Source organism: Mesorhizobium sp. URHB0026, assembly GCF_054059755.1.
On the sequence record NZ_JBSSCN010000001.1, the window covers coordinates 3,220,785 to 3,247,652 of the forward strand.

Annotated in this window: 26 protein-coding genes, 3 pseudogenes and 1 riboswitch; of the genes and pseudogenes, 20 read left to right on the top strand and 9 right to left on the bottom strand. The window is 63.5% G+C overall.

The genetic code is table 11. From position 1 onward, the window contains the following. Window positions 1–36: 36 nt before the first annotated feature. Together ubiA and ACVWWD_RS15780 are read right to left on the bottom strand one after the other, a co-directional pair. Window positions 37–1,020 carry a 4-hydroxybenzoate octaprenyltransferase gene (ubiA, locus tag ACVWWD_RS15775; protein ID WP_352548382.1) on the bottom strand — a complete coding sequence of 328 codons (984 nt, stop codon included), beginning with the start codon at window positions 1,018–1,020 and terminating at the stop codon, window positions 37–39. Between the two features lie 89 nt (window positions 1,021–1,109). After that, window positions 1,110–2,021, bottom strand: coding sequence for a LysR family transcriptional regulator (locus ACVWWD_RS15780; protein ID WP_023772948.1), 912 nt, complete (start codon window positions 2,019–2,021; stop codon window positions 1,110–1,112). Window positions 2,022–2,111: 90 nt separating this feature from the next. Here ACVWWD_RS15780 and ACVWWD_RS15785 point away from each other — a divergent pair, with 90 nt between their 5' ends. Beyond that, window positions 2,112–2,933, top strand: coding sequence for a phytanoyl-CoA dioxygenase family protein (locus ACVWWD_RS15785; RefSeq protein WP_352548385.1), 822 nt, complete (start codon window positions 2,112–2,114; stop codon window positions 2,931–2,933). 152 nt (window positions 2,934–3,085) lie between these two features. Then, on the top strand, window positions 3,086–4,363 hold the full coding sequence (gene purD, locus ACVWWD_RS15790) for a phosphoribosylamine--glycine ligase (RefSeq protein ID WP_352548387.1): 1,278 nt from the start codon (window positions 3,086–3,088) through the stop codon (window positions 4,361–4,363). A 19-nt stretch (window positions 4,364–4,382) separates the two neighbouring features. On the opposite strand, the gene ACVWWD_RS15795 is transcribed toward purD, so the two are convergent. Beyond that, complete coding sequence (locus ACVWWD_RS15795) at window positions 4,383–5,495, bottom strand: glycoside hydrolase family 25 protein (RefSeq protein ID WP_352548462.1); 1,113 nt, start codon at window positions 5,493–5,495, stop codon at window positions 4,383–4,385. A 133-nt stretch (window positions 5,496–5,628) separates the two neighbouring features. Then, entirely contained in the window at window positions 5,629–5,865 is a 237-nt protein-coding gene (locus ACVWWD_RS15800) for a hypothetical protein (RefSeq protein WP_023772944.1), read from the bottom strand. A gap of 209 nt (window positions 5,866–6,074) precedes the next feature. Between ACVWWD_RS15800 and ACVWWD_RS15805 the strand changes: the two genes are divergently transcribed. Together ACVWWD_RS15805 and ACVWWD_RS15810 are read left to right on the top strand one after the other, a co-directional pair. Then, window positions 6,075–7,844 carry an acyl-CoA dehydrogenase gene (locus ACVWWD_RS15805; RefSeq protein ID WP_352548389.1) on the top strand — a complete coding sequence of 590 codons (1,770 nt, stop codon included), beginning with the start codon at window positions 6,075–6,077 and terminating at the stop codon, window positions 7,842–7,844. Window positions 7,845–7,863: 19 nt separating this feature from the next. Next, the gene (locus ACVWWD_RS15810) at window positions 7,864–8,616 is read left to right on the top strand and encodes a crotonase/enoyl-CoA hydratase family protein (protein ID WP_023772943.1); all 753 of its coding nucleotides are present in this window, start codon (window positions 7,864–7,866) and stop codon (window positions 8,614–8,616) included. Window positions 8,617–8,624: 8 nt separating this feature from the next. Here ACVWWD_RS15810 and pdxH read toward each other — a convergent pair whose 3' ends face one another. Further along, a complete protein-coding gene (pdxH, locus tag ACVWWD_RS15815; protein WP_023772942.1) occupies window positions 8,625–9,242 on the bottom strand; it encodes a pyridoxamine 5'-phosphate oxidase in 618 nt (205 codons plus the stop codon). Window positions 9,243–9,282: 40 nt separating this feature from the next. Here pdxH and ACVWWD_RS15820 point away from each other — a divergent pair, with 40 nt between their 5' ends. From ACVWWD_RS15820 to ACVWWD_RS15835, 4 genes and pseudogenes are all read left to right on the top strand, one after another. After that, window positions 9,283–9,744, top strand: a complete 462-nt coding sequence (locus ACVWWD_RS15820) for an RT0821/Lpp0805 family surface protein (protein ID WP_023783489.1) — start codon at window positions 9,283–9,285, stop codon at window positions 9,742–9,744. A 100-nt stretch (window positions 9,745–9,844) separates the two neighbouring features. Further along, window positions 9,845–10,777, top strand: coding sequence for a DnaJ C-terminal domain-containing protein (locus ACVWWD_RS15825; RefSeq protein WP_023772940.1), 933 nt, complete (start codon window positions 9,845–9,847; stop codon window positions 10,775–10,777). 105 nt (window positions 10,778–10,882) lie between these two features. Beyond that, a complete protein-coding gene (gene fabI, locus ACVWWD_RS15830; RefSeq protein WP_023772939.1) occupies window positions 10,883–11,701 on the top strand; it encodes an enoyl-ACP reductase FabI in 819 nt (272 codons plus the stop codon). 52 nt (window positions 11,702–11,753) lie between these two features. Next, a pseudogene (locus tag ACVWWD_RS15835) lies at window positions 11,754–12,344 on the top strand (histidine phosphatase family protein). Between the two features lie 22 nt (window positions 12,345–12,366). Here the strand turns inward: ACVWWD_RS15835 and ACVWWD_RS15840 are convergent. Further along, window positions 12,367–12,630, bottom strand: coding sequence for a DUF1344 domain-containing protein (locus ACVWWD_RS15840; RefSeq protein ID WP_023783490.1), 264 nt, complete (start codon window positions 12,628–12,630; stop codon window positions 12,367–12,369). 183 nt (window positions 12,631–12,813) lie between these two features. Here ACVWWD_RS15840 and aroC point away from each other — a divergent pair, with 183 nt between their 5' ends. Together aroC and ribB are read left to right on the top strand one after the other, a co-directional pair. Next, window positions 12,814–13,911: a chorismate synthase gene (gene aroC, locus ACVWWD_RS15845; protein WP_352548394.1), complete on the top strand. Its 1,098-nt coding sequence runs from the start codon at window positions 12,814–12,816 to the stop codon at window positions 13,909–13,911. Window positions 13,912–14,044: 133 nt separating this feature from the next. Then, window positions 14,045–15,145, top strand: coding sequence for a 3,4-dihydroxy-2-butanone-4-phosphate synthase (gene ribB / locus ACVWWD_RS15850; protein ID WP_140661422.1), 1,101 nt, complete (start codon window positions 14,045–14,047; stop codon window positions 15,143–15,145). Between the two features lie 20 nt (window positions 15,146–15,165). On the opposite strand, the gene ACVWWD_RS15855 is transcribed toward ribB, so the two are convergent. Further along, complete coding sequence (locus ACVWWD_RS15855; RefSeq protein WP_352548396.1) at window positions 15,166–16,386, bottom strand: MFS transporter; 1,221 nt, start codon at window positions 16,384–16,386, stop codon at window positions 15,166–15,168. 120 nt (window positions 16,387–16,506) lie between these two features. On the opposite strand from ACVWWD_RS15855, the gene ACVWWD_RS15860 reads away from it, so the two are divergent. Both ACVWWD_RS15860 and ACVWWD_RS15865 read left to right on the top strand, forming a co-directional pair. After that, the gene (locus ACVWWD_RS15860) at window positions 16,507–17,115 is read left to right on the top strand and encodes a TetR/AcrR family transcriptional regulator (protein ID WP_457103178.1); all 609 of its coding nucleotides are present in this window, start codon (window positions 16,507–16,509) and stop codon (window positions 17,113–17,115) included. Window positions 17,116–17,204: 89 nt separating this feature from the next. Next, window positions 17,205–18,189 (top strand): annotated as a pseudogene (locus ACVWWD_RS15865) (hypothetical protein). A gap of 116 nt (window positions 18,190–18,305) precedes the next feature. Here ACVWWD_RS15865 and bluB read toward each other — a convergent pair. Beyond that, window positions 18,306–18,980: pseudogene (gene bluB / locus ACVWWD_RS15870) on the bottom strand (5,6-dimethylbenzimidazole synthase); the annotation flags it as partial. Window positions 18,981–18,983: 3 nt separating this feature from the next. Continuing rightward, window positions 18,984–19,165: riboswitch (cobalamin riboswitch) on the bottom strand. Window positions 19,166–19,343: 178 nt separating this feature from the next. Here bluB and ACVWWD_RS15875 point away from each other — a divergent pair. The 6 genes from ACVWWD_RS15875 (at window position 19,344) to ACVWWD_RS15900 (ending at window position 24,283) form a co-directional block, all read left to right on the top strand. After that, window positions 19,344–20,270, top strand: coding sequence for a histone deacetylase family protein (locus ACVWWD_RS15875; protein WP_023772932.1), 927 nt, complete (start codon window positions 19,344–19,346; stop codon window positions 20,268–20,270). 3 nt (window positions 20,271–20,273) lie between these two features. Further along, on the top strand, window positions 20,274–20,525 hold the full coding sequence (locus ACVWWD_RS15880) for an exodeoxyribonuclease VII small subunit (RefSeq protein WP_015318808.1): 252 nt from the start codon (window positions 20,274–20,276) through the stop codon (window positions 20,523–20,525). A 91-nt stretch (window positions 20,526–20,616) separates the two neighbouring features. Then, window positions 20,617–20,883: a DUF2277 domain-containing protein gene (locus ACVWWD_RS15885; protein WP_015318807.1), complete on the top strand. Its 267-nt coding sequence runs from the start codon at window positions 20,617–20,619 to the stop codon at window positions 20,881–20,883. A 39-nt stretch (window positions 20,884–20,922) separates the two neighbouring features. Continuing rightward, window positions 20,923–21,843, top strand: coding sequence for a pirin family protein (locus tag ACVWWD_RS15890; RefSeq protein ID WP_352548402.1), 921 nt, complete (start codon window positions 20,923–20,925; stop codon window positions 21,841–21,843). Window positions 21,844–21,915: 72 nt separating this feature from the next. Continuing rightward, window positions 21,916–23,853 carry a 1-deoxy-D-xylulose-5-phosphate synthase gene (dxs, locus tag ACVWWD_RS15895; protein WP_457103179.1) on the top strand — a complete coding sequence of 646 codons (1,938 nt, stop codon included), beginning with the start codon at window positions 21,916–21,918 and terminating at the stop codon, window positions 23,851–23,853. Between the two features lie 148 nt (window positions 23,854–24,001). Next, window positions 24,002–24,283: a hypothetical protein gene (locus tag ACVWWD_RS15900; protein WP_352548406.1), complete on the top strand. Its 282-nt coding sequence runs from the start codon at window positions 24,002–24,004 to the stop codon at window positions 24,281–24,283. Here the strand turns inward: ACVWWD_RS15900 and ACVWWD_RS15905 are convergent. Further along, window positions 24,280–24,681: a GFA family protein gene (locus tag ACVWWD_RS15905; RefSeq protein WP_023772927.1), complete on the bottom strand. Its 402-nt coding sequence runs from the start codon at window positions 24,679–24,681 to the stop codon at window positions 24,280–24,282. The genes ACVWWD_RS15900 and ACVWWD_RS15905 overlap by 4 nt on opposite strands. A 174-nt stretch (window positions 24,682–24,855) precedes the next feature. Between ACVWWD_RS15905 and ACVWWD_RS15910 the strand changes: the two genes are divergently transcribed. Together ACVWWD_RS15910 and ACVWWD_RS15915 are read left to right on the top strand one after the other, a co-directional pair. Beyond that, a complete protein-coding gene (locus ACVWWD_RS15910) occupies window positions 24,856–25,620 on the top strand; it encodes a TlyA family RNA methyltransferase (RefSeq protein ID WP_023783499.1) in 765 nt (254 codons plus the stop codon). Beyond that, window positions 25,617–26,858, top strand: coding sequence for a class I SAM-dependent RNA methyltransferase (locus tag ACVWWD_RS15915; RefSeq protein WP_023772925.1), 1,242 nt, complete (start codon window positions 25,617–25,619; stop codon window positions 26,856–26,858). Before ACVWWD_RS15910 ends, ACVWWD_RS15915 begins: the two co-directional genes overlap by 4 nt. Window positions 26,859–26,868: the final 10 nt, after the last annotated feature.

The following is a 26,868-nucleotide window of genomic DNA, read 5'->3' on the forward strand; positions in this document are numbered from 1 at the left end:
CTTCTTCTCCCCGTATAGAGACGGGGAGAAGGAAGACTACACCAGCGGCTTCAGGGCCACCCACAATGCGCCGCCGATCAGGCCGAGGAAGATTAGCCAGCCGACCTGGTTATTCGACCGAAACAGCCGCAGGCACTGGTCTGGATCGTCGATATCCAGAACCGCGATCTGCCGGGCCATGTGGGCGCCGGCGGCGATCAATCCCGCCAGTGCCACCACCGGCGCCTGCGCCGAGGCGAAGGCGATGGCGAAGCAGATCAGCGTACCGCCATAAAGGCCTGCGAGCCATGTCTTGGTGTTGTCGCCGAACAGCCGCGCGGTCGAACGCACGCCGACAATGGCGTCGTCTTCCTTGTCCTGGTGGGCATAGATCGTGTCGTAGCCGATCACCCACAGGATCGAACCGATATAGAGCATGATGGCGGGTCCATCGAGATCACCGAACTCGACCGCCCACCCCATCAGCGCGCCCCAGGAAAAGGCGAGGCCTAGAAACAGTTGCGGCCAGTTGCTTATCCGCTTCATGAATGGATAGACGGCGACGATCCCCAGCGAACAGACGCCGAGCAGAATGGCAAAGCTGTTGAACTGTAAGAGAACCGCCAGACCGACCAGGGCCTGCAGGACAAGAAACAGCCAGGCCCGCCGGCGCGTGGTCTGGCCGGACGGCAGCGGGCGTGAGCGGGTGCGTTCGACCTGGCTATCGATGTCTTGGTCGACAATGTCGTTATAGGTGCACCCGGCGCCACGCATGGCGATGGCTCCAATCAGGAAGAGCACAAGGTACAAGGGCGCCGGCAGTAGCGAGAGCAGCCGGTCGCCTGGGCGCGGATAGGCGCTCGCCGCCAGTGCGGCCGACCACCAGCATGGCCACAAAAGCAACTGCCAGCCGATCGGCCTGTCCCACCGCGCCAGCTGCGCATAGGGCCAGATGGCGCGCGGCAGCACGCGATAGACCCAATGGCGGGTCGGCGCATCGGCGACGCGACCCTGGGCCGCTTTCGACTGGACAGGTTCCATTCGCATGGAGTGGCAGCAGCGGCGGAAACCGTCAAGCGGCAAGCGGCAAGCGGAGGAGCGGCAAGCGGAGGAGCGGCGGCGGCCAACGGTCACGACACGAAGATGTCGCGTGTGGAAAACCAGACTTTCGCCACCGCGATGAAAGCCAGCGCCGCATTCGACACGCGCTGATGCGTGTCGTGGGTGAGAATGATGCGCTGCATGGGCAGCGGATCCGACAGCGGTTTGCAGACGAGGCGCAAGCCGTCATAGCTGTAGTCGCCATGCGGGCGGGTATAGCTGACCGCGACGCCGAAGCCGTTGGCCACCATGCTGCGCTGGAGTTCGAACGAACTTGTGCGCATGTCGGCCACCGGCGACAGGCCACGGCCGCGGAACAGGTCGAGCATATGCTGCCAGCTATGCGGCTGGTCGGTCGTGATCAGCGGATAGCCGGCCAGATCCGCCAGGCTGACCTCGGGGCGGCCCGCCAGTGCATGGCCCGCCGGCAGCAGCGCATGCGGCCGAAGCTCGTGCAACAGGATGCGGGCGAAATGCGACGGCAGGCCGAGATCGTAGCTGAGGCCGAGATCGACGGCGGCGTCCGCCAGGCGTCGCCCGAGCGTCTCGAACGTCTCGTCACGGACGACGACCGCGACCGCTGGATGGCGTTCGGAGAAGGCGCGGATGAGGCCCGGCGCGAAATAGGGCGCCAGATCCTCGAAGCAGCCGAGCACCAGCTCGCCACCGATGGCTGAATTGCCCGAACCCAGGCTCATCAGTTCGTCGGTCTCGGCAAGAACCTGCTTTGCCTTCGCTACCGCGACACGGCCAAAGGAGGTCAGCGAGACGCCGCTTCCCCGCTGGCGTACGAACAGCTTCTGGCCGAAATCCCTTTCGATGGCGTCGATGGCCACTGAAATCGACGGCTGTGAAATGTTGATCGCCCGCGCCGCGCCGGTGACGCTGCCATGGCGTGCGACGGCGATGAGATAGCGGAGTTGCGTGAGGGTAAGGCTCATAGCCAGAACCTATGTGTCAGATGAGAAGTTATTATTTTACTGAATGAGAGGGCATTGCGATAGTGCCCTCGATCCTGAGAGGAGGACACCATGGCTCCCCAAACCGCCGCACAGCCAATCGACTCCGAAATCGTCGATGCGCGGACAATTGCCGACTATCAGCGTGACGGCGCGGTCTGCATCCGCGGAGCCTTCAAGGGCTGGGTCGACGCAATTGCCGCCGGCATCGAGCGCAACATGCGGAGCCGCAGCGCCACCGCGTCCGACATCGCTGGCGGCAAGGGCAGCTTCTTCGACGACTACTGCAACTGGGAACGCATCCCTGAATTCGTCGATGTCGTGCGCAATTCTCCGGCGGCGCGACTGGCGGCCGCGGTGATGCAGTCGCGCACCGCGCAGTTCTTCCACGACCATGTCCTGGTAAAGGAGCCCGGTACGCAGAAGCCGACGCCGTGGCACCAGGACATCCCCTATTATTTCGTCGACGGCCAGCAGACGGTGAGCTTCTGGATCCCCATCGATCCGGTGAAGGAAGCGACGCTGCGCCTGATCGCCGGCTCGCACAAATGGGACAAGATGATCCTGCCGGTACGCTGGCTGGACGATGGCGATTTTTACGCCGCCGAGGGCGATTACCGCCCGGTGCCCGATCCCGACACTGATCCGTCGATGAAAGTCATCGAATGGGAGATGGAGCCGGGCGACGCCATCCTGTTCGACTTCAGGACGGCACACGGCGCGCGCGGCAACATGACCGCGGCCCGGCGCCGGGCGTTGTCGCTGCGCTGGGTCGGCGATGATGCCCATTATGTCGAGCGACCGGGCCGCACCTCGCCGCCCTATCCCGGCCATGGCATGCAGCCGGGACAGAAGTTGCGCGAGGATTGGTTTCCGGTGGTCTTTCAGGGCTGAACCAGCGCCGGAATAGGGGCGGCGGTGGCCGGCGCCCCTATTCGACAGGGATAACGTTCCCGTGCGCAATCCACCTTGATGCCTTGACCCGTCGCCCAGAGAGCAATAGCGGGTTGTTCTCTCTATGGGATAGGCGGCATCAAGAGGTGGCCATGAACGTTCTTCTTCTCGGCTCCGGCGGCCGCGAACATGCGCTGGCCTGGAAGATCGCCGCTTCGCCGCTGCTGACCAAGCTCTACGCGACCCCCGGCAATCCGGGCATCGGCAGCGAGGCCGAACTGATTAAGCTTGATATCACCGACCACGCCGCGGTCGTTGCCTTCTGCCGGGAGAAAAAAATCGATCTCGTCGTGGTCGGCCCGGAAGGCCCGCTCGTCGCCGGCATCACCGATGATCTGCGCGCCGAAAACATCCGCGTCTTCGGGCCTTCGAAGGCCGCCGCGCGGCTCGAAGGCTCGAAGGGCTTCACCAAGGACCTCTGCGCCCGGTACAACATTCCGACCGCCGCCTATGGCCGGTTCGGCGACCTGGCCTCGGCTAAGGCCTATGTCGAGAAGACAGGCGCGCCGATCGTCATCAAGGCCGACGGGCTCGCAGCCGGCAAGGGTGTCACCGTCGCCATGACGATGGAGGAGGCACAGGCGGCCCTCGCGTCCTGCTTCGACGGGTCCTTCGGCGCCGCCGGCGCGGAGGTGGTGATCGAGGAATTCATGACCGGCGAGGAGGCGAGTTTCTTCTGTCTCTGCGACGGCACCACGGCGCTTCCCTTCGGCACCGCGCAGGACCACAAGCGCGTCGGTGACGGCGACGTCGGTCCCAACACCGGCGGCATGGGCGCCTATTCGCCGGCCCCGGTAATGACGCCTGACATGATCGAGCGCACCATGCGCGAGATCATCGAGCCGACGATGCGCGGCATGGCCGAGCTTGGCGCGCCTTTCGCCGGCATTCTGTTCGCCGGACTGATGATTACGGAAAGCGGGCCGAAGCTGATCGAATACAACACCCGCTTCGGCGATCCCGAATGCCAGGTGCTGGTGATGCGGCTCAGGGATGATCTGCTGGTGCTGCTCAATGCCGCGACCGATGGCCAGCTCGCGCATATGTCGGTACGCTGGCGCGACGAGGCGGCGCTGACCGTGGTGATGGCGGCGCGGGGCTATCCCGGCATGCCGGAAAAAGGATCGGTCATCCGCGGCGTCGAGGACGCCGCCGGTGAAGGCGTCCAGATATTCCACGCCGGTACCGCCATCAATGGCGGCGCGCTGGTCGCCAATGGCGGACGCGTCCTCAATGTCACCGCGACCGGTGCCACGGTCGGCGAGGCGCAGACGCGGGCCTATGCCGCGCTCGACCGCATCGACTGGCCGGACGGGTTCTGCCGCCGCGACATAGGCTGGCAGGCCCTGGCGCACGAACAGGCCGGCTGAAGCTCTGACCGGATGGCGGCTAGCGCTGACCTCGGTCGAGGGTTGTCGAAGCGGTGCTGACCGGGTCGGCCGCGGCAAAGGCGGCGTCGAGTTGTTCTGGGGAGCGCTGTTCGGTTCGCTTCCAGGCGACATATTGCACAATGCCGAACTCCGGCCGTCGCGGTACCGTCTTCACGACTGGCATGCGGAACCCGTCACGAAATTTTGACCAACGCGAACCAAGCACCGCGACCATTTCCTCGAATGTCGGCGGTGTTGCCACATCCGCATAGATGAGGGTGGCCTTGCCGGCGAGCGCGGCTTCGCGCGAGAGCGGCACCGGTACGCTGGCAAGATAGTCGGATGGCACGTCGATCAGCCCGCCAAAGGGCCATTGCTGGCGCAGCGTGGTGGCATCCGTCGGCGCGACGTTGACGTCGATATTGTCAGGCGTGCCGGCCACCCTGTAGGGGCAACGGAAGCGGCCGCAATTGGCTTGTGCCGAGAATTGCCAGAGCGCATAGCCCTGCCAGTTACCCATCGGAAAATGCACGTCGATATCAGGCTTGTAGCGTGCGTACCAAAGCGGCAGCCGCGACAGCAGCCGATACTTGTAGCGGTTGTCGGCGATGTATTGCGCCGTCTTGCCGTTGGTGTAGAGCACCGGGAAACGACCGATGCGCCGATGCACCTGGCGCACGAACTCCTCGGCATCGTCGAGCGACATCCATTGCGACGCATCGGTGCCCTCGATATCGAGAGCCATCAGATCGTCCGGCGCGGGATCGGCGAAATCGAGGAAATTATTAGCCTGCTCGACCGGATTGCCGGGGCGGGCGAGATGATAGGCACCCCATTTCATGCCGAGTGCTTTGGCCACGACCCGGCGCGTCTGAAACAGTTCGCGCGTCACCGCATGGCGCTTCCACAATGCCTTGCAGAGCTTCACCTCGGTGTCGCCGCCGAAGCAGAAATAAGGCGGCGGCATGCCGTCGGACGCCTTGTTGATGAAGGCGGTGATGCGCTTGTCGGTGGCAAGCCGCGCCCAGTCGATGGAATTGTATTCGTAGGCGTCGACCACCAGCGCGCGGTCGGCGTTCTTCCACGGCTCGGAAAAATCCGAGGCCTTTGCCGCTGATATCAGCACCATCATCGCCGCAAGAGCGATCGCTGAGCGGCGAAGAGGATGCGCCGGCGTTTTCAAACAGGGAATCCCCGCTGACCAAACACCGATGGTGAGCCGGTATGGTTAAGAAATGCTTCCCGATGCTGAGGCCGCGGTGAAGTCAGCGCTGGCTGAATGGTTGAAATTCGAACGGATCCGGCGCGGGCTCTTGCCGCAGCGTGCCTTCGGCGGCGCGCTTGCGGTGGTGGGCGAGCGAACATTGCGGCGAACACAATATGCCACGATCCGACCAGTAGGCAGCACCGTTTCCCAGGTCGTCGTGATAATAGGAAAACCCCGTTGCCCGATAGGGCAAGCCGCATTCGATGCAGCGATAGGCGTCAGGTCTGGCAAGGATGGGATTGTTCCGGTCGCTGGTTTTCGGTCGCCGGTCGATTTGTCCGGCATCTGTCGAATTTAATACAGCCTCGCTGATTGCAAAATCAGCGTGACAAAGTTTGACGTTTACGTAAAAAGACGATGGGAGACCGCCAAAGGCGGGTGGTTTTGCGGCGGCGCTGGCTCTAGGGTCGGCGAGGCCGATGCATTAAGGGAGGATCGAGCGGCATGTATCGGGCACCGGTCGAGGATATCGCGTTTACGCTGAAGCATGTGGCCGGCATGAAATCCGCCATCGACACGGGAGCGTTCGGAGACCTCAGCGAGGATCTGGTCGACGCCGTCCTTGGCGAGGCAGGCCGTTTCGCCTCCGAGGAGGTGGCCCCCCTTTATAAAATCGGCGACGAGCATGGCGCCGTGCTCAGGGATGCCGCGGTCACCACCCCGCCAGGCTGGAAGGAGCTCTATCGCCGCTGGATCGACGGCGGCTGGAATGCGCTCTCCGGGCCGGAAGAGTATGGCGGCCAGGCGCTACCGACCATGCTTGGCGTCGCCGCACTCGAAATGTGGAACTCCGCCGCCATGGCCTTCGGCATCGGCCCGACGCTGACCATGGGCGCGGTCGAAGCGCTCGACAAGCACGCCTCCGAGGAGCTCAAGGCGACATATCTGGCAAAGCTCGTCTCCGGCGAATGGATGGGCACGATGAACCTGACCGAGCCGCAGGCCGGATCGGACCTTGCCGCCCTGCGCGCCCGTGCCGAGCCCGCCGGCGACGGCACCTACCGCCTCTTCGGCCAGAAGATATTCATCACCTACGGCGAGCACGATTTCACCGACAACATCATTCATCTGGTGCTGGCGCGGCTTCCCGATGCGCCGGCTGGAACGCGTGGCATCTCGCTGTTCCTGGTGCCGAAATTCCTGGTCGGCGACGATGGCTCGCTCGGCGCGCGCAACGACGTCTTCTGTTCCGCCCTCGAGCACAAGCTCGGCATCCATGCCTCGCCGACCTGCACCATGATCTATGGCGACGGTTTTCAAGGCACCAGGCCTGGCGCCATCGGCTGGTTGATCGGCGAGGAGAACAAAGGCCTCGCCTGCATGTTCACCATGATGAACAATGCCCGCCTCGCCGTTGGGATGCAGGGCGTGGCGGTCGCGGAAGCCGCGACCCAGAAGTCGATTGCCTATGCCAATGAGCGCCGCCAGGGCAAGGCGAGCGATTATTTTGGCGCCGGCATGGCGCCGATCGTCCATCACCCTGACGTGCAGCGCAATCTCCTGACCATGAAAGCGCTGACCCAGATCGCGCGGGCGATCAGCTATTCCTGTGCCCACGCTATCGACATGGCGCGTGCGTCGTCTGGCGACCAGGCGGCGCATTGGCGCGACCGTGCTAATTTGCTGACTCCGCTCGCCAAGGCGTTTTCGACCGATGTCGGCGTGGAAGTCGCCTCGCTTGGCGTCCAGGTGCATGGCGGCATGGGCTTCATCGAGGAAACGGGTGCGGCCGCGTACTATCGCGACGCGCGCATCGCGCCGATCTATGAGGGCACCAACGGCATCCAGGCGATCGATCTGGTGACCCGAAAACTGCCGCTCGGTGGCGGTGAGCATGTGCATGGCTACATCGACGAACTGGCTGGTATCGCCAATGCTGTGCGAACGTCGACCCTCGACGGTTTTGGCCGCGCCGCCGACGCTCTCGATCAGGCGCTCTCCGATTTGACGCAAGCGACGCGTTTCCTGCTGAAATTGTCGGCCGAGGGCCGGACGGAGGAGGCGCTGGCCGGTGCGACGCCGTATCTCCGGCTGATCTCGCTTGCCGCCGGCGGCGCCTATCTGGCGCGGGCCGCTCTTGCCGACCAGGGCCGCATCGCGCTTTGCCGCTTCTTCGCCGAGAACCTGCTTGGCGAAGCCAGTGCTTTGAAGGGGCGCGTCATCGATGGCGCCGGCAGCCTGGCTGCTGCCGCCGAGGCACTGATTTCCGCCTGACCTTCACAAGGAAAACACCGTGACAGACCACATCCTCGTCGAGCGCCAGGGCGCCATCCAGATAATCCGCATGAACCGGCCGGACAAGAAGAACGCGCTGACGCGTGCCATGTATGCGAAAATGTCGGCGGCCCTTGCCGAAGGCGACACCGATCCGGCGGTCCGCGTTCATGTCTTTCTCGGCGTGCCGGGCGCCTTTTCCTCCGGCAACGACCTTGCCGATTTCATGGTCGTGGCCACCGGTGGCGATGGCGGCACCGAAGTCTGGGATTTCCTGATCGCCCTGGCCGGGGTCGAAAAGCCCATCGTCTCCGGCGTCGACGGCATCGCGGTCGGCATCGGCACCACGATCAACCTCCACTGCGACCTGACTTTCGCCACGCCGCGCACCGTGTTTCGGACCCCCTTCGTCGATCTCGGCCTCGTGCCCGAGGCAGGATCGAGCCTTTTGGCACCCCGCATCCTGGGCCAGCAAGGTGCTTTCGCCCTGCTCGGTCTCGGTGAGGGCTTTTCGGCCGAGCGCGCGAAGGCCGCCGGGCTGATCTACGAGGTGGTCGAGGAAGGTGGGCTGGAGGCTTCGGTGCTTGCAGCGGCTGGCCAGATCGCGGCCAAGCCACCGGAAGCGCTCAAGATCGCGCGCGACCTGATGCGTGGCTCACGCGACGACCTGGTTGCCCGCATCGAGATAGAGAGCGAGCATTTTCGCGAGCGGCTGAAATCCGACGAGGCGCGCGCGGCCCTGACGGCATTCATGACCAGGAAAAAAGGCTGAAGGTTTTTTCAGGGATAGAGCCTGGCCTTGTCCCAACCGCCTGCCGCGTTTCGTGAAAAGACGACGCGGTCATGCAGCCGGAACGGCCGGTCGTGCCAGAATTCGATCGTCTTCGGCACGATCCGGAAGCCCGACCAATGTTTCGGTCGCGGGATGTCGCCGATGGCATAACGCGCCGTGTATTCGGCGACCGCCTTTTCCAGCGCGAAGCGGCTTTCCAACGGCCGCGATTGCTTCGATGCCCAGGCGCCGATGCGGCTGCCGCGTGGCCGCGTCGCGTAATAGCTGTCGGCCTCGGCATCGCTAACGAGCTCCACCGGACCGCGAATGCGCACCTGGCGGCGCAGCGATTTCCAATGGAAACACATCGCCGCCTTCATGCTGCCAAGAATCTCCTGGCCCTTGGCGCTCTCGAAATTCGTGTAGAACACAAAGCCGCTTTCATCGAACCCCTTGAGCAGCACCATCCTTACGTCCGGCATGCCCTCGGCATCGACGGTCGCCAATGCCACGCCGTTGGCATCGTTGATTTCGCTTTTGACAGCGTCGTCCAACCATGCGGCAAAGAGGCGAAACGGCTCGGCCGCCTCGGTAAAGTCACTGCTTGTTAACTCTGTGTCACTCATAGTTTTTCTCAAATTGTCACGAGACCAGGGAGGTTGCCGATTGTCGCGTATCGCGCAAGCTTTTGACAGCAGGCAATGGGGCGTTATCGCTTCAGCCAGCACGAAAGTGGCGATCGTGGCAGTCGCCCTGCCGCTCGCGGCCTGCGGGGCAGGTGGCTTCAGCCTGCAGAAGGCCGAAGTCGACCGCTCGATCCTGACCAGCAGCACATCGGCTTCGCTCAAGCCGGCTGACTCGGATCGCGACTCCGACCAGACGACGATCGGCAATGCGGTATCGTCCGCCGATATCGAGCAACTCGGCGGCCAGGCGGTGCCGTGGGCGAACACCGGCACCGGCTCGCGCGGCTCCATCACAGAACTGGCGGAATTGAAGGACGGGGGCCAGACCTGCCGCCGCTTCAAGGCTTCGCGGGAAAGCTTTGACGGCGTTGCCATGTTCCAGGGTGAACTCTGTCTTGCCAGTGCCGGCGGCTGGCGCATGCAGGGCTTCAAGGCACTCTGATTTTCCGCCGTCGATATGAAGGTCCGCTACTGGAATTTCTTCCTATGCGAGCGCATATAGGGGGCAAGTATGGATTCAACTCATTTCCAGGGCAGGAAGCATGCGCGACCCCTATGAGGTGCTGGGCGTTGCAAAGAACGCATCGGCCAAGGACATAAAATCGGCGTACCGGAAACTCGCCAAGAAGCATCATCCGGACCAAAATCCGAATGATCCCAAGGCGAAGGACCGTTTTGCGGCGGCCAATCAGGCCTATGAGGTCATCGGCGACGAGAAGAACCGTGCGGCTTTCGATCGCGGCGAGATCGACGCCGACGGCAAGCCGCGTTTCCAGGGTTTTGAAGGTGCCGCGGGCGGTGGCGACCCCTTTGCCGGGTTCCGCCGCCAGCAACAGGGCGCAGGAGGCTCGCGATTCGAGTTCCGCTCGGGCCGTCCGGGCGGCGATCCGTTCGACGGCAACAGCGATATCTTCAGCCAGATCTTCGGCGATGCCTTTTCAGGCGCGCGCGGGCCAGGCGCGGGCGACCGCCGCCAGGCGGCGACAGCAGCCGACCTGAACGTCACGCTCGACGTCACCATCGAGGAAGCGGCCAATGCCGAGAAGGTGACGGCGATGTTCCCGGATGGCCGCAAGGTTGCGGTCAAGCTGCCGGCCTATGTCGAGGATGGCCAGACCATCCGGCTGAAAGGTCAGGGCGAGCAGGGCCCGGGCCAACCCGGCGACGCACTGGTCAAGATCCATATCCGCCGCCATCCTCGTTACCGCATTGAAGGCCGTGACCTGCACGCCGACCTGCCCGTTTCGCTGGTCGATGCGGTGCTGGGCGCCAAGGTGCCGGTCGAGACGCCGACCGGCAGGCTCGCGGTCAACGTTCCCGCCTGGTCGAGCTCGGACAAGGTCCTGCGGCTCAAGGGCAGGGGCTTGCCGGAGAAAGCCGGCGGCCATGGCGATCTCTATGCCCATGTGCGCATCATGCTGCCGGAAGGCGGCGATAGCGCGCTGGAATCGCTGTTGCGCGGCCAAAAAGGCTGATCGAGAGCTTTTGTCCCCCGAACTGTCCGGTTTGAACGCTTGAAGGGCCTGTGTGCCTGTGCGATAGGCACTCCACAAAGCAGATATCTTGCGGAGAACACGCTTATGGCGGGTGGACAGGGCCTGATGGCCGGCAAGCGCGGCCTGATTCTTGGCGTCGCCAACAACAGGTCGATCGCTTATGGCATTGCCAAAGCCTGCGTCGATCACGGCGCCGAGATAGCACTGACCTATCAGGGCGAAGCCTTCAAGAAGCGCGTCGAGCCGCTGGCGGCGGAACTGGGCGCCTTTGTCGCCGGCCATTGCGACGTAACCGATCCGGCGAGCCTGGACCAGGTCTTCGCCAATGTCGCCAGTCATTGGGGCAAGCTCGACTTCCTCGTGCACGCCATCGCCTTTTCCGATAAGGACGAGCTGACCGGCCGCTATGTCGAGACGACGCGCGACAATTTCCTGCGCACCATGGACATTTCGGTCTATTCCTTCACCACCATCGCCAAGCGCGCCGAAGCGCTGATGACCGAGGGCGGTTCGCTGCTGACGCTGACCTATTACGGCGCCGAGAAGGTCATGCCGCACTATAACGTCATGGGCGTCGCCAAGGCGGCACTGGAGGCCAGCGTGCGTTATCTCGCCGTCGACCTTGGCGCCAAGAAGATCCGTGTCAACGCCATTTCGGCCGGCCCGATCAAGACGCTTGCCGCCTCCGGCATCGGCGACTTCCGCTACATCCTGAAGTGGAACGAATACAATTCGCCACTGAAGCAGACGGTCACGCAGGAAGAGGTCGGCGATTCCGGCGTCTATTTCCTGTCCGACCTGTCGCGTGGCGTCACCGGCGAAGTGCACCATGTCGATTCCGGCTACCACGTCGTCGGCATGAAAGCGGTCGACGCGCCGGATATTTCGACAGTCAAGGATTAGGTCTCCCCGCCTTTCCTCCGTCCAGGCACTGGCCCGATCTCCGGAAGAGCTGATGTACCCGCTGGTTTATATCGTGCGCCACGGCCAGACCGCGTGGAACGCCGAGTTCCGGCTTCAAGGCCAGGCCGATACCGATCTCAATGCTCTTGGCCTCGAGCAGGCGAGCGCAAATGGGCGTCGGCTGGCCGCACTCGTCGGTGCTCCCCAGGAATTCGACTTCGTCGCCAGTCCGATGAGACGCACGCGCGAAACAATGGAACGCATCCGCGCCGCCATGAGGCTCGATCCGCTCGCCTATCGAACCGATATCAGACTGATTGAAGTCAATTTCGGCGATTGGCAGAGTTTTACCTTCGCCGAGCGCTTGAGAGGCAGTCGCCCGGAGCGAGCCGATCCCGCGCACTGGACAAGTGGAATTTTCAGCCGCCAGGTGAAGGCGCGGAGAGTTACCAGATGCTGCTCGAACGGGTGAAGCCATGGTTCGATGAGCTTCGGGGGCAGACGATTTGCGTGACGCACGGGGGTGTCATGCGCACGCTGTTTCGCTTCGTGCTTGATATGGCCGAGGACGAGGCCGCGAACCTGGAGATACCCGCAGGATCGCGTGCTAAAGCTTGAGGGCAGAAGCCTGGAGTGGCTTTAGGACGCCCCGGTGACGCCAACTCCTAGTTCGTGTCGCTGTCACCCGGCAACTGCATGTCGGTGACGACGTTTTCGCCATCGGTCACATCATAAGCAATGACGATGTCCATCCCCGGCTTCAGCGCATCGAGATCGGTTTCGGCGTTCAGCTTGTAGGATTTGCCGTCGTCCAGCGTCAGCGTCAGCGCGTCCTTGTCGACCTTCTTGATCAGGCCTTCGGTCTGCCCGGCAAAGGCGGCGGTGGAGAGCAGCAGCGTGGCGGCAACAGCGCCAATCAGGGTACGCATCATCGTCCTCTTTGGTCATTGCGCCGGCCTGGGTGGCGGCGGATCCTCAACGGCGAATGGAGGAGAGCAGAAACCAACCGAATGTGTCAAAACTAAATCCGTCGGATCACAGTTTGACCACCGTGGAAAACGCCAATAGAAGGCTGGCTTCAGCCGGTTTCGATGCCGGGCAGGGCACTTTCCATGTCTCACAACACGTTCGGCCATCTTTTTCGCGTCACCACCTGGGGCGAGAGCCATGGCGCGGCGCTCGGCTGCGTGGTCGATGGTTGTCCGCCGGGCATCCGTTTCACGCGCGATGAAATCCAGGCCGAACTCGACAAGCGCCGCCCGGGCCAGTCGCGCTTCGTCACGCAGCGTCGCGAGCCGGACGAAGTGAAGATCCTCTCAGGCTTCGTTCTCGACGAGGACGGCGCGACGATGATCACCACCGGCACGCCCGTGTCGATGCTGATCGAGAATGTCGATCAACGCTCGAAGGACTATGGAGAGATCGCCCGCCAGTTCCGGCCGGGCCATGCCGACTACACCTACGACGTCAAATACGGCATACGCGACTATCGCGGCGGCGGCCGCTCCTCGGCGCGCGAGACCGCTGCCAGGGTCGCTGCCGGCGCGCTCGCCCGCAAAGTGGTGCCGGGCATGGTGGTGCGCGGCGCGCTCGTGTCGATGGGCGAAAAGTCAATCGATCGCGCGAACTGGAACTGGAATTTCATCGGCGATGCCGAGAACCCGTTCTTCACGCCTGACCCGGCTTCGGTTCCTGTTTTTACGCAGTATCTCGACGGCATCCGCAAGGCCGGTTCCTCGGTCGGCGCGGTCATCGAGATCGTCGCCGACGGTGTGCCTGCCGGCCTCGGCGCGCCGATCTACGCCAAGCTCGACCAGGACATCGCCTCCGGCCTGATGTCGATCAACGCCGTCAAGGGTGTCGAGATCGGCAATGGTTTCGAGGCCGCCCGCATCACCGGCGAACAGAATGCAGACGAGATGCGCATGGGCAATGACGGCAAGCCGGTGTTCCTGTCCAACAAGGCCGGCGGCATCCTGGGCGGCATCTCGACCGGCCAGGCGATCGTCACCCGTTTTGCCGTGAAGCCGACTTCGTCGATCCTGACGCCGCGCAAATCGATCGACAAGGACGGCAGGGATGTCGAAGTGATGACGAAGGGTCGCCATGACCCCTGCGTCGGCATCCGAGCCGTGCCGATCGGCGAGGCCATGGTCGTCTGTGCCATTGCCGACCACTATCTGCGGCATCGAGGACAGACAGGTAGGTGAGTAGGGAGTAAGCTGCCCGGTCCGCCGACGCGTCGTTTTTTTTCTTTTCGCTATTCCCCTACTGCCTTACTGCCTTACTCCCTTACTCCCTTACTCCCTTACTCCCTGTTCCATCGAGTGAAACGAGCGCTTTATGCCTTACGACCAGAAGAAGATCGTGGAAGCCATTCGGGCCTTCGAACGTGGCGAGATCGTCGTCGTCATGGACGATGACGGGCGCGAGAACGAGGGCGACCTGATCGTCGCGGCCGTCCATTGCACGCCGGAGAAGATGGCCTTCATCGTCCGCAACACGTCGGGCATCGTCTGCACGCCGATGCCGCGCGAGGAGGCCAAGCGGCTGAACCTCGCGCCGATGGTGGCCGACAATGATTCGGCCCACACCACCGCCTTTACAGTCAGCGTCGACTTCAAGCATGGCACGACGACAGGCATTTCGGCCGACGACCGCACGCTGACCGTGCGCAACCTCGCCAACGGCAATGTCGGCGCCTCCGATTTTGTCCGCCCTGGCCACATCTTCCCGCTCATCGCGCGCGAGGGCGGCGTCTTGATGCGCTCGGGTCATACCGAGGCGGCGGTCGATTTGTGCAAGCTCGCCGGCCTGCCGCCGATCGGCGTGATCTCGGAACTGGTCAACGATGATGGCACCGTCAAGCGCGGCCCGCAGGTCGCGGCCTTCGCCGAGGAGCATGGCCTCAAGCAGGTATCGGTCGCCGACCTCATCGCTTACCGGCAACGCAAGGAAACGCTGGTCGAGCGCGTCGCCTGCTCCGACATCGAGACGCTGGGTGGCAAGGCGCAGGTCTTCACCTACACGCTGCCCTGGGACACGATGCATCACGTCGCCATCGTCTTCGGCGACATCCGCGACGGCGAGGAGGTGCCGGTGCGGCTGCATTCGGAGGATGTGGTGACCGACGTGTTCGGCACCAGCCACCGGCTCGACGGCATCATGAAGGCGATGGGTGAACGCAAGCGCGGCGTCATCGTTTATCTCAGGGAAGGCTCGGTCGGCGTCGCCCATCAGGAGCGCAACCGGCCGGCGCCAGGCGACCGCGAGGACCATGAAGAGGCGCGCCGGCGCGAGAGCGAATGGCGCGAGATCGGTCTCGGGGCCCAGATCCTGAAGGACCTCGGCATTTCCTCGATCAATCTGATTGCCTCACGCGAACGCCACTATGTCGGCCTCGAGGGTTTTGGCATTCACATCGCCAAGACCGAGATCATCTGAGCTCGACAAACCCTGCCCTGTCATTCGGCCGGGATTGCCGCCTCGCATCCTTCCAACTCGCATTCGTGGGTGGCGAGGCTGCGCTGGCCGAGCAGCACAGTGATCAGTGCGATAGCACCTGACGTCACCGAAACCCAGAACCCGTTCTGGGCGCCGAATGCATCCACCACCGCGCCGGCGGCGAACGAACCCAGCGCCATGCCGATGCCGATGCCTGTCGTCACCCAGGTGATGCCTTCGGTCAGCATCGTTTCAGGAACATGCCGTTCGATCAGGCCGAAGGCGGTGATGAAGGTCGGCGAGATCGCCACGCCGCTGATGAAGACAGTCAGCGCGAGCGCTGGCACGGTGCTGGCGGTAAGCGGCAGCAGTGTGCCGAGCCCTACCAAGGCAACCGCCATGGCGAGCTGGCGCTGCAGCGGTGCTTTCAGGTTGAGCGCGCCGATGATGATGCCGAGCACGAAGGAGCCCAGCGCATAGACGCCGATGACGAGACTGGCAGTGCCCGGCTGGCCGAGTTCCTTGGTGATCGCCACCGTGCTCACCTCCGTCGTCGCGAAGGTCGCGCCGATGAAGATCATGGCGAAGGTGATGATTTGAACCGGCCCCAGACGGATTGCCGAGCCGCTGGAGCCATGGTCCACCGGCCGCACTTGCGGCTCGGTCGAACGCTGCAGGATGAAAGCTGTCGAGCCCAAGGCGAGGAACAGCGTGCTGACGAGCACGCCCGCTTCCGGGAACAGCGCGGCGCTGAGGCCCACCGACAGCGATGCGCCGGCGATATAGACCAGTTCGTCCGCCGCCGACTCGAAGGCGAAGGCGGTGTTCATCTCGGGCCGGCCCCGGAAAATCTCGGTCCAGCGCGCCCGCACCATGGCCGGCATGCTTGGCATTGCCGCGGCCAGCAGCGCCGACGCGAACAGCGTCCATACCGGCCAGTCCTGATTGGCCGATGCGATCAGGGCCGCGAAAGCGAGCACGGAGATAATGGTGGTGGGTACGACAACCCGTGTCTGGCCGAGGCGGTCGACCAACCTCGATATTTGCGGCGCCAGGAAGGCATTGGCCAAGGCGAAAGTCGCCGAAACCGCGCCCGCCAGCCAGTATTCGCCACGCGTCTGCGACAGCATCGCCACGATGCCGATTGGCGCCATGGCGATCGGCAGGCGCGCCATGAAGCCGGCGGCGGCAAAGCCCCTGGCTGCGGGAGCGCGAAAGATTTCCGAATAGGGGTTTTGCATGGCTCTGTTCCTCGACAAGGGGCGATTCCACAATTACATACGAGACGTATAAGTGTTAAATAGAGCATACGCCGCGTATGTCAATTGGCATACGACGCGTATGTAGATAAGGCCAGAAGCATGCATCGACCGCGCAAGGAGATGATTGCCGAGACACGCGCCAAGCTGATTGCCGCGGCGCGCCAGGCTTTCGGCACCATCGGCTATGCCGAAGCGTCGATGGATGATTTCACCGCGTCGGCCGGGCTGACGCGCGGCGCCCTCTATCATCACTTCGGCGACAAGAAGGGGCTGCTTGAGGCGGTTATGGCCGAAATCGACGCGGAGATGGCGGCCCGGGTGAATGAGGTCGCGTCGCGGGCGCCGACCCGCTGGCAGCATTTCGTCGACGAATGCACCACCTATATCGAAATGGCGCTGGAGCCGGAAATCCAGCGCATCATGTTCCGGGATGGTCCGGCTGTGCTGGGCGATCCGGCACAGTGGTCGAATGCCAACGCCTGCGTCGGTTCAATGACCGATCATCTGACCGCGCTGCAAGGGGAGGGGGTGGTCGTCCCCGGCGTCGATCCGGAGTCGGCAGCGCGGCTGATCAATGGGGCGAGCAGCCAGGCTGCGCAGCGGATCGCCAATTCGCCAGATCCCGAAGGGACCTCGAAAATGGTGGTGGCCGCGTTCAAGCAATTGCTCGAAGGCCTGCTGAAAAAACCGGAAGCGCTTTCAAGATGAACCTCCATGGCAGTCCCGCCACCACCTGCAATTGACAATAGCCGGTTTGAGCGCATCCTCGGCAGCCATCTCTGAGGGGAGATTCGGGCATGTGGGATTTCGATATCGGCAGGTCGGTGTCCATCATGATGCGGACCTGGCCTTTCATTGTCTTTCGCATGATCGTCTATTTCGGCATCACGCTGGCCTACATCATGGCAACCGGCACCGGCGCATCCGTCGGCTATGGCGTCGGCCATATTTCCACCGATCCCGACGGACCATTGTCTTTTGCGATGTGGGGCGGCGTGGTCGGTTTCGGCATCGTCTCGATCGCCGTCTACTGGATCCGCGAATACATCCTCTACGTCGTCAAAGCGGGCCATATAGCCGTCATGGTGCATCTGATCGACGGCCATGATGTTCCCGACGGCCAGAACCAGATCGCCTACGCAAAAGAGATCGTGACCGAGCGTTTTGCCGAGGCCAACATCCTTTTCGTTGTCGACCAATTGGTCAAGGGCGCCATCCGCGCCATCACCGGCCTGCTCGGCGGCATCGCGGCCTTCCTGCCTATTCCTGGCCTGAGCGGACTGGTTTCCGTTCCTCAACACTGTGATTCGCCTGTCGCTGACCTATGTCGACGAGATCATTCTTGGCTACAACATCCGCATCAATTCGTCCTCGCCGTTCGAAACCGCGCGCCAAGGCGTCGTGCTCTACGCCCAGAACGGTAAGACCATGGTCAAGAACGCCGTCTGGCTGGCGGTCATCATGTGGGCCGTGTCGTTCGTGATTTTCCTGCTGATGCTCGCTCCGGCAGCCGCTATTCTTTACATCATGCCCGGGCAGCTCGCCGGCTGGGCTTTCGTGCTGGCAATCGTCTTTGCCTGGGCTTTCAAGGCGGCCTTCATCGAGCCCTTCGCCATTGCCTGCCTGATGCAGGTCTATTTCAAGACCATCGAGGGTCAGGTCCCCGATGCCGCCTGGGACGCCAGGCTGGCCGAAGCTTCGTCGAAGTTCAGGGAACTCAAGGACAAGGCGCTCTCCACTTTCGGCGGTTCGCGCTGGGGCACGGCCGGCGCGACGAGCTGATCGGCCGGGCTCGCGGGCGCACCGGCGACGGTGCCGAGGCGCGCCACTGCTGATTTGAGCGGCGCTTCGCCTTGCCCGCGAAAAGTCTCGCTCATGATCAGCTCGGGCAGCGGCAGCCGCCGGCCCCAGCCATGCGTTTCGAGGTCCGGCTTCGGTGCGAACTCGGAAACGCGGCCGACGCAGAGATAGGCGATCGGCGTCACGTGATCGGGAATCGCCAGCAGGCTTTTCAGCGCTTGCGCCTCGATGATGCTGACCCAGCCGACCCCAACGCCCTCGGCACGCGCGGCCAGCCAGAAATTCTGCACCGCGCAGACCGTGCTGTAGAGATCCATCTCCGGATTGTGCCACCGCCCCAACGGCGAGCCTTTCGAGCGCTCGCGGTCGCAGGTGATGCAGATGTTTAGCGCGCTTTCGCAAATGCCTTCGAGCTTGAGCTTGCGGTAGAGCGCCTGCCGTTCTGCCTCGATTTCAGGCAGTTCCCGTTCTCGCGCGGCCAGGAACAGGTCGCGCACCTCCGCCCGCCGCGCGGCATCGCGGATGACGATGAAGTTCCAGGGTTGCATGAAGCCGACCGATGGCGCGTGGTGGGCGGCAAGCAGCAGCCGCGCCAGCACCTCGTCGTCGATCGCCTCCGATGTAAAATGGCTGCGGACGTCGCGCCGCGTAAACATGGCACGGTAAACCGCGTCGCGCGCACTCTGGTCAAATCCATCGCCCATTTGAGCGGTCATGGCTTCCCGCATCGCTTGTCCCCTTGCGATTGCAATCGATGCCATCCGCCTGACCATGCGGATGACGATGCCTGCCAGGCCGGTCTTCTGGCTCGGGATCAACCCGCGTCCGGTGCCTTCCCGTCATCGACAGTGGCATCTACCGGCGCGGTCCCCCTCACAGCGTTGGGCACGCCACGGAGTTCAACCGTGTTCCCGATTCTCCTGCCAGGGCATTTGTAGCCAAGTGGAAACACTTGGCGTCGCGGAATGCGGCTAAAACAAACAGACCGGCAGGCACCAGGCAGTAGCGGCAGTCTTACTCCGAAGGGCCGACGACGCCAATGCCCGCAGCGACATGAATGGACGCAGGTTCGATTTTCCCCAGCGATCAAGCCGCAACGCATGGCCATCACGGCGCCGGGGCACTAGATAGGGGGCATGGCCACCCGTCTTTACACGCACCCGATCTTTCTCGAACACATCACCCCGCCCGGTCACCCCGAGCGGCCCGACCGCCTGCGCGCCATCGAGCGCGTGCTCGACGACGAAGCTTTTGCCGCGCTTGACCGCGTCGAGGCACCGCAGGGCGACGAAGCGACCATCCTCTACGCGCATCCCGCCGATTTCGTCGCGCGTGTCCGCGCCGCCATCCCCGACGAAGGCATTGCCCGCATCGACGCAGACACCACCGCCAGCCCGAAAAGCTGGCAGGCGGTGATTACGGCGATCGGTGCCGCCAATGCCGCCGTCGACGACGTCTTTGCGGGCCGCGCCGACAACGTCTTTGTCGCCGCCCGTCCGCCCGGCCACCATGCCGAAAAGACCACTGCCATGGGCTTCTGCTTCTTCAACACGGCGGCAATCGCGGCCCGCTACGCGCAGAAGAAGCACGGCGCCGAGCGCGTCGCCGTCGTCGACTGGGACGTGCATCACGGCAATGGCACGCAGGATATTTTTTGGGACGATCCCTCGGTGCTTTATTGCTCGACGCACCAGATGCCGCTTTATCCCGGCACGGGCGCGAAGAGCGAGACCGGCGCCGGCAACATCGTCAATGCGCCGCTGGCGCCTCGGACCGGCAGCGAGGTGTTTCGTGATGCGTTCCTGTCGCGCGTGCTGCCGGCACTCGACAATTTCGCGCCGGATCTGATTGTCATTTCGGCCGGCTTCGACGCGCACCATCGCGACCCGCTGGCGGAAATCAATCTGACCGAGGACGATTTCGACTGGGCGACCGGCCAGCTGATGCAGCGCGCCGCAATCCACGGCGGCAACCGGCTCGTCAGCCTGCTCGAGGGCGGCTACGATCTGCAGGGATTGGCATTTTCGGTCGCCGCCCATGTCGGGCGACTGATGAAAGGATGAATGATGACCGGTGAGATCAACGAAGACGTCAAGGCGATGAGCTTTGAACAGGCACTCGACGCACTGGAGAAGATCGTCGATGATCTGGAGCGGGGCGACGTGCCGCTCGACCAGTCTATCCGGATTTACGAGCGGGGCGAGGCGCTGAAGGTCCATTGCGACCGGCTGCTGAAGGCCGCCGAGGACAAGGTCGAGAAGATCAGGCTGTCGCGCGACGGCAAGCCGGTTGGAACCGAGCCGCTCGACGCGGACTGAGTCCGGAGCAGCCTTACCGATTTTTGGACACGATCATCATTGAGGATACAGTTCGTCCCGATTGAAACGGACAAGAGGAGATACGGAAGCGATGTGCAGAAACATCAAGACCCTGTTCAATTTTGATCCGCCGGCAACTAACGACGAAGTCCGTGACGCGGCACTGCAGTTTGTCCGCAAGCTGAGCGGCACGACGCGGCCTTCTGCCAAGAACCAGCATGCGTTCGATCATGCGGTCGAAGCCATCGCCGCATCCGCACGCGAATTGCTCGATTCCCTCGAAACCCACCAGCATCCGCGCAATCGCGAAGAGGTGGCGGCCAAATTAAAAGCAAAAGCGGCGATCCGGTTCGCCTGATATGCCCACGCGCCCGCTGACCGCTGACGAGGAGAGTTCATGAGCTTCTTCCCCGGCAAAGACCCTGAGGCCGGCGATGCCTTCGCCAGCGACCAGATCGAGCTGATGGTCATCCCCAACGCCAAGGACATTGGCGGTTTCGAAGTGCGTCGCGCCTTGCCGACCGCTAAGAGGCGCCTGGTCGGGCCGTTCATCTTCTTCGATCGAATGGGTCCCGCGATCATGCGCGCCGGCCAGGCGCTCGATGTCCGTCCGCACCCGCATATCGGCCTGTCGACCGTGACCTATCTGTTCGACGGCAAGATCAGGCATCGCGATTCGCTGGGCACCGAGATGGTCATCGAGCCCGGCGACGTGAACCTGATGACGGCTGGTCGCGGCATCGTCCACTCCGAGCGCACGCCGCAGGAATTGCGCGGCGCGCCGATGTCGATCTCCGGCCTGCAGACCTGGTTGGCTCTGCCGGACGGCAAGGAAGAGGTGGCACCGGTGTTCGAGAACACCGCGGCGCTGCGGCTTCCCGAAATCGACGCCGAAGGCGTCAGCGGCCGCGTCGTCATCGGTGAGTTCCAGGGCTTGCGGTCTCCGGTGCGGGCCGATACCGAAACACTCTATGCAGATTTGCGGGTGGCGCCCGGCGCCAGCGTCAAAATCCCGGCCGATGCCGAGGAGCGCGCCATCTACACGCTGGAGGGCGAGGTCTCGATTTCGAGTGATGTCTTTCCGGCGGAACGGCTGCTGGTGTTCCGGCCCGGCGACGAGATCGTCATATCGTCATCGACCGGGGCGCATTTCATGCTGTTCGGCGGCGCCTCGCTTGGCTCAAAGCGCTACATCTGGTGGAATTTCGTTTCCTCGTCCAAGGAGCGCATCGAGCAGGCCAAGCAGGAATGGAAGACCGGCCGCTTCGATATCGTTCCTGGTGATGAGAAAGAATTCATCCCGCTGCCGGAAGGTTGAGCGGATCGAAGGGTTGAGCGTCCGCGTCAGCGACACGCATTTACTTTCGCCTGCCGGCGGCCTATCCCGCAGATGAACAGAAAGTCTGGGCCCAACGTGAACGCAACGCCGCATACGCCGCTTCTCGATAGGGTTCGCGTCCCGGCCGATCTGCGCAGGCTGGCCGAGAGCGACTTGCCACAACTGGCATTTGAGCTTCGCGCCGAACTGGTCGATGCCGTTTCCCGCACCGGCGGCCATCTCGGTGCCGGCCTTGGCGTGGTCGAACTGACGGTGGCACTGCATTATGTCTTCAACACACCCGATGACCGGCTGATCTGGGATGTCGGCCACCAGGCCTATCCGCACAAGATCCTGACCGGCCGTCGCGACCGCATCCGCACCTTGCGCCAGGAAGGCGGTTTGTCGGGCTTCACCCGCCGAGCCGAGAGCGAATATGACCCGTTCGGCGCCGCCCATTCCTCGACATCGATATCGGCCGGCCTCGGTATGGCCGCCGCCCGCGACCTCTCAGGCGGCCGCAACAATGTCATTTCCGTCATCGGCGACGGCGCTATGTCGGCTGGCATGGCTTATGAGGCGATGAACAATGCCGGCGCGCTCGATGCGCGCCTCATCGTCATCCTCAACGACAATGATATGTCGATCGCCCCGCCAACCGGCGCCATGAGCGCCTATCTGGCGCGCCTGGCTTCCGGCAAGGCCTATGTCGGCCTGCGCGACTTCGGCAAGAAGCTGACCTCCTATCTCGGCAAGCGGGCCAATCGAGCCATCACCCGCGCGGTCGAGCATGCGCGCGGTTACGTCACCGGCGGCACCTTGTTCGAGGAACTCGGCTTCTATCACATCGGCCCGATTGACGGTCACAATCTGGAGCATCTCATCCCGGTCCTGAAAAATGTCCGTGACAACGGCAAGGGTCCGGTGCTGATCCATGTCGTCACCCAGAAGGGCAAGGGCTACGCGCCGGCGGAAGCGGCCGCCGACAAGTATCATGGCGTCAACAAATTCGACGTCATCACCGGCGCACAGGCCAAGGCGCCGGCCAATGCACCGGCCTACACCAAGGTGTTTGCCGAAAGCCTGATCCAGGAGGGCCGCGAGGACGACCGCATCGTCGCCGTCACCGCCGCCATGCCGAGCGGCACCGGCCTCGACCTGTTCGGCGAGGTGTTTCCGTCAAGGATTTTCGACGTCGGCATTGCCGAACAGCATGCGGTGACCTTCGCCGCCGGCCTGGCGACGGAAGGCTACAAGCCCTTCGCGGCGATCTATTCGACCTTCCTGCAGCGTGCCTATGATCAGGTCGTCCATGACGTCGCGATCCAGAAACTGCCGGTGCGTTTCCCCATCGATCGCGCTGGCTTTGTCGGCGCCGACGGTGCCACCCATTGCGGCGCGTTCGATACCACCTTCCTGGCAAGCCTGCCGGGCTTTGTCGTAATGGCCGCGGCCGACGAGGCGGAATTGCGTCACATGGTTCGCACCGCCGCCAGCTACGACGACGGGCCGATCGCCTTCCGCTATCCGCGCGGCAACGGCGTCGGCGTCGAAATGCCCGAGCGCGGCTCGGTTCTGGAGATCGGCAAAGGCCGCATCGTCCGGGAAGGCAGCAAGGTTGCCCTCCTGTCCTTCGGCACAAGGCTGCAGGATTGCGTTGCCGCAGCCGAGGAACTCGGCGCAGCCGGGCTTTCCACCACGGTCGCCGATGCCCGTTTCGCCAAGCCGCTCGACCAGGATCTGATCCGGCGGCTGGCCCGCTCCCATGAGGTTCTGGTAACGGTGGAGGAGGGCGCCATTGGCGGCTTCGCCAGCCATGTGCTGCAATTCCTCGCCCATGAAGGACTGCTCGAAAGCGGCCTGAAGGTACGCCCCCTGGTGCTGCCGGATGCCTTCACCGACCACGCCAAGCCAGAAAAGATGTATGCCGATGCTGGTCTCGACGTCGCAGGAATCGTGCGCACCGTGTTCACCGCGCTCGGTCATACGGTCCGTGCCCAGCGCGCTTGAATCAAAACCTCAACAGCTTGAATCAGTTTGCCGGTTCGATTTCGTAATGCGTTGTTAACGCTGCCGTTTGGCGTTTTGCTTACCCTGTCCCTTGGCCGTTTTTCAACGCCGCCCTGCTAGATCACAGGCAGGCAGGGAGACAGCGAGAATGAAGATGCTTCTGTGCGGCGCGGCCTTGGCGGTGATGGTCGTACCGGCTGCCGCCGAAACGCCCTACGACCGCAATCTCGAAAAGGCGGCGGTAGGCATTGTCGCCAGCAAGATGGGCGATATCCGCGGTGCCTTTGCCTACAAGCAAATTCCGCAGCTTGTGGTGCCGCCGGATCCTTCGCCTGTTGCGACAGAGCAAGCGCCTGAGCAGGCTTCAGGGGGTCGAGACGACGGATTGTCTCCAGCCATCGAGCGCCAGGCACCCCGAACCATCTTCTAAAACCACATGTCGCGTACGCAGCGGCCGTCGCGCGGCAGATCATCGTACGTGTCGAGGCCATCGAAATGGTCGATCGGCAGATCGGCGACGGCCTCGGGGGGCGCCAGCCGGACATTGACGGCCATGCGTCTTCGACCCGAGGCGCTGGCGCGCAGTCCGCGCCAGCCGAGCACGCAGGCGCAACGCGGGCAGAACAGGATCTCGAGCGACGGGTCTTCCTTTCCGGCGCGTGTATAGCTAGCCGTCGGCCCCGAAACGCGAATGCGTTCGTCGACATAATCATAGGCCCAGAGCGTGCCATAGCGGCGGCAAAGCGTGCAGTTGCAGGCCGTCACCGGGCCGGGGTCGCCCTCCAGCGTCCAGTGGGCGGCGCCACAGTGGCAGGTTCCCGTCAGCATTCGTTCTCCTTCGAGTTGCGACAAACAGTGGACTCTTTGTGACCAATATTCTGCCGGACCCGGCATGATGGGCGCAAGCCGCGGCCTGGTTCGATGCACCAGCCGCTCCCGTAGGAGCACTTCGGTCCATCTAATGTCCTTGCCTTCACCGCGGGCTTTCGTCAGAGAAGGCCGATGAACTCGCCTCTGCCAGCCAGCACACGCCAGCGGCTCGACGACCTGCTCGTACAGCGCGGGCTGTTTGCCAGCCGCTCGCGCGCTCGCGACGCGGTGGAGCGCGGCACGGTGATGGTCGACGGCGCCATGGCCCGCAAGGCCGGCCAGAACGTTTCGCCGCAATGCGTTGTTGCCATCGACGATCCGGCGCAAGCCTATGTCTCGCGTGGAGCGCTCAAGCTGATCGCCGGACTCGACCATTTCAGCCTCGACCCGGCCGGTCGCGAGGCCCTCGACATCGGCGCCTCGACCGGCGGTTTCACCCAGGTGCTGCTCGAACGCGGCGCGTCCCATGTCACGGCAATCGATGTCGGGCATGGCCAGATGCATCCTGATGTCGGTGGTGATCCGCGCGTGACAGTGATCGAGGGCCTGAACGCGCGCGATCTCACCGCTGCCGATCTTGCCGGCCGCAGTCCGGATTTCATCGTTTCCGACGTCAGTTTCATCTCATTGAAACTGGCGCTGCCCCCGGCACTCGCCATTGCCAAGCCCGGCGCCGGTGCGATCTTTCTGGTCAAGCCGCAATTCGAGGCCGGTCGCGAGGCGATCGGCAAGGGCGGTTTGTTGAAGGATCCCTTCGATGCCGCCCGTGTCGCGGGCTTGCTGCAGGATTGGCTGGATGCCGTTCCCGGCTGGCGCTCGCTTGGCCTGCATCTGTCGCCGATCGAAGGTGGCGACGGCAATCGCGAATTCCTGCTCGGTGGGATCAAGGATCGATGAGCGTACGCTTCACAATACGAAAGCTCGGATCGCAGGGCGACGGCATCGCCGAAACCGAGAGCGGCGATCTGTTCATTCCCTTCACGCTGCCGGGCGAGATCGTCACCGCCGCGCGCGAGCGGGATCGCGCCACGCTGATGGCGGTGCTGGAAGCCTCTCCGCTGCGCGTCGAACCCGCCTGCCGCCATTTCACCGAATGCGGCGGCTGTGCCCTCCAGCATTTCGAGATCGGAGCCTATCGCCGATGGAAACGCGAAAAGGTGGTGCATGCATTGAAGGGCAAGGGCATCGAGTGCGAGACCGGCGAACTGGTCACCTGCGCGCCGCAGTCGCGCCGCCGCGTCGTGCTTGCCGCCCGGCGCACGGACACAGGCATGCTGCTCGGCTTCAATCGCCATCTGTCGCCCGAGATCATCTCCATATCCGAATGCCCGATCTCACTGCCCGAGATCGTCGCGGCACTCGGCCAGCTGAGGGCGCTGGCCGAATTGATATGCGCCACCACCAAATCGTTCCGGATGGCGGTCACCGTTACGGGTTCCGGCCTAGACATCGCGGTGCACGAGTCAGGCAAGCTCGGCGAACACCAACGCCATATCGCCTCCAACTTCGTCATTGCGCAAGGCTTTGCCAGGCTGTCCATCGATGACGAGATCGTCATCGAGCCAAGGAAGCCCGTGGTCATGTTCGGCAGTGTTGCGGTCGCCGTGCCGCCCGGCGCCTTTCTGCAGGCGACGGAGGCCGCGGAACGGACCATGGCCGAGATTGTCGGCGGACATCTAAAGCGTGCAAAAAAGGTCGCCGATCTCTTTGCCGGTTGCGGCAGCTTTGCCTTGCGGTTGGCGGCGAGATCGGAAGTCCATGCGGTCGAAGGCGATGCGGCCGCGCTTTCGGCGCTCGACCGGGGATCACGTTTCGCGACCGGCCTCAAGCGGGTGACGGGCGAACGACGCGACCTGTTTCGCCGGCCACTGACCTTTAAGGAGTTGAACGCCTTCGACGGCCTTGTCTTCGATCCGCCGCGCGCCGGCGCCGAAGACCAGTCGAAGCAGATCGCCCGCTCGGACGTTCCGTACATTGCCGCGGTGTCTTGCAACCCGGTGACGCTGGCCCGCGACCTGCGCATTCTCATCGACGGCGGCTATACCCTGAACAGCGTGACGCCAATCGATCAGTTCCTGTGGTCGCCACATGTCGAAGCGGTCGCCTTGCTGGAGAAGCCGAGGAGAAAGCGGTAGGGCGCCTGGC

Coding starts and splice junctions, on each gene's coding strand:
- ACVWWD_RS15915 (WP_023772925.1), top strand. CDS start 25,617: ATGAGCGTACGCTTCACAATACGAAAGCTCGGATCGCAGGGCGACGGC.
- ACVWWD_RS15855 (WP_352548396.1), bottom strand. CDS start 16,386: ATGCAAAACCCCTATTCGGAAATCTTTCGCGCTCCCGCAGCCAGGGGC.
- ACVWWD_RS15795 (WP_352548462.1), bottom strand. CDS start 5,495: ATGATGGTGCTGATATCAGCGGCAAAGGCCTCGGATTTTTCCGAGCCG.
- ACVWWD_RS15890 (WP_352548402.1), top strand. CDS start 20,923: ATGAGCTTCTTCCCCGGCAAAGACCCTGAGGCCGGCGATGCCTTCGCC.
- dxs (WP_457103179.1), top strand. CDS start 21,916: ATGAACAGAAAGTCTGGGCCCAACGTGAACGCAACGCCGCATACGCCG.
- ACVWWD_RS15785 (WP_352548385.1), top strand. CDS start 2,112: ATGGCTCCCCAAACCGCCGCACAGCCAATCGACTCCGAAATCGTCGAT.
- ubiA (WP_352548382.1), bottom strand. CDS start 1,020: ATGGAACCTGTCCAGTCGAAAGCGGCCCAGGGTCGCGTCGCCGATGCG.
- pdxH (WP_023772942.1), bottom strand. CDS start 9,242: ATGAGTGACACAGAGTTAACAAGCAGTGACTTTACCGAGGCGGCCGAG.
- ACVWWD_RS15900 (WP_352548406.1), top strand. CDS start 24,002: ATGAAGATGCTTCTGTGCGGCGCGGCCTTGGCGGTGATGGTCGTACCG.
- ACVWWD_RS15825 (WP_023772940.1), top strand. CDS start 9,845: ATGCGCGACCCCTATGAGGTGCTGGGCGTTGCAAAGAACGCATCGGCC.
- ACVWWD_RS15805 (WP_352548389.1), top strand. CDS start 6,075: ATGTATCGGGCACCGGTCGAGGATATCGCGTTTACGCTGAAGCATGTG.
- ACVWWD_RS15910 (WP_023783499.1), top strand. CDS start 24,856: ATGAACTCGCCTCTGCCAGCCAGCACACGCCAGCGGCTCGACGACCTG.
- fabI (WP_023772939.1), top strand. CDS start 10,883: ATGGCGGGTGGACAGGGCCTGATGGCCGGCAAGCGCGGCCTGATTCTT.
- ACVWWD_RS15885 (WP_015318807.1), top strand. CDS start 20,617: ATGTGCAGAAACATCAAGACCCTGTTCAATTTTGATCCGCCGGCAACT.
- ribB (WP_140661422.1), top strand. CDS start 14,045: ATGCCTTACGACCAGAAGAAGATCGTGGAAGCCATTCGGGCCTTCGAA.
- aroC (WP_352548394.1), top strand. CDS start 12,814: ATGTCTCACAACACGTTCGGCCATCTTTTTCGCGTCACCACCTGGGGC.
- ACVWWD_RS15875 (WP_023772932.1), top strand. CDS start 19,344: ATGGCCACCCGTCTTTACACGCACCCGATCTTTCTCGAACACATCACC.
- ACVWWD_RS15880 (WP_015318808.1), top strand. CDS start 20,274: ATGACCGGTGAGATCAACGAAGACGTCAAGGCGATGAGCTTTGAACAG.
- ACVWWD_RS15780 (WP_023772948.1), bottom strand. CDS start 2,021: ATGAGCCTTACCCTCACGCAACTCCGCTATCTCATCGCCGTCGCACGC.
- purD (WP_352548387.1), top strand. CDS start 3,086: ATGAACGTTCTTCTTCTCGGCTCCGGCGGCCGCGAACATGCGCTGGCC.
- ACVWWD_RS15905 (WP_023772927.1), bottom strand. CDS start 24,681: ATGCTGACGGGAACCTGCCACTGTGGCGCCGCCCACTGGACGCTGGAG.
- ACVWWD_RS15860 (WP_457103178.1), top strand. CDS start 16,507: ATGCATCGACCGCGCAAGGAGATGATTGCCGAGACACGCGCCAAGCTG.
- ACVWWD_RS15840 (WP_023783490.1), bottom strand. CDS start 12,630: ATGCGTACCCTGATTGGCGCTGTTGCCGCCACGCTGCTGCTCTCCACC.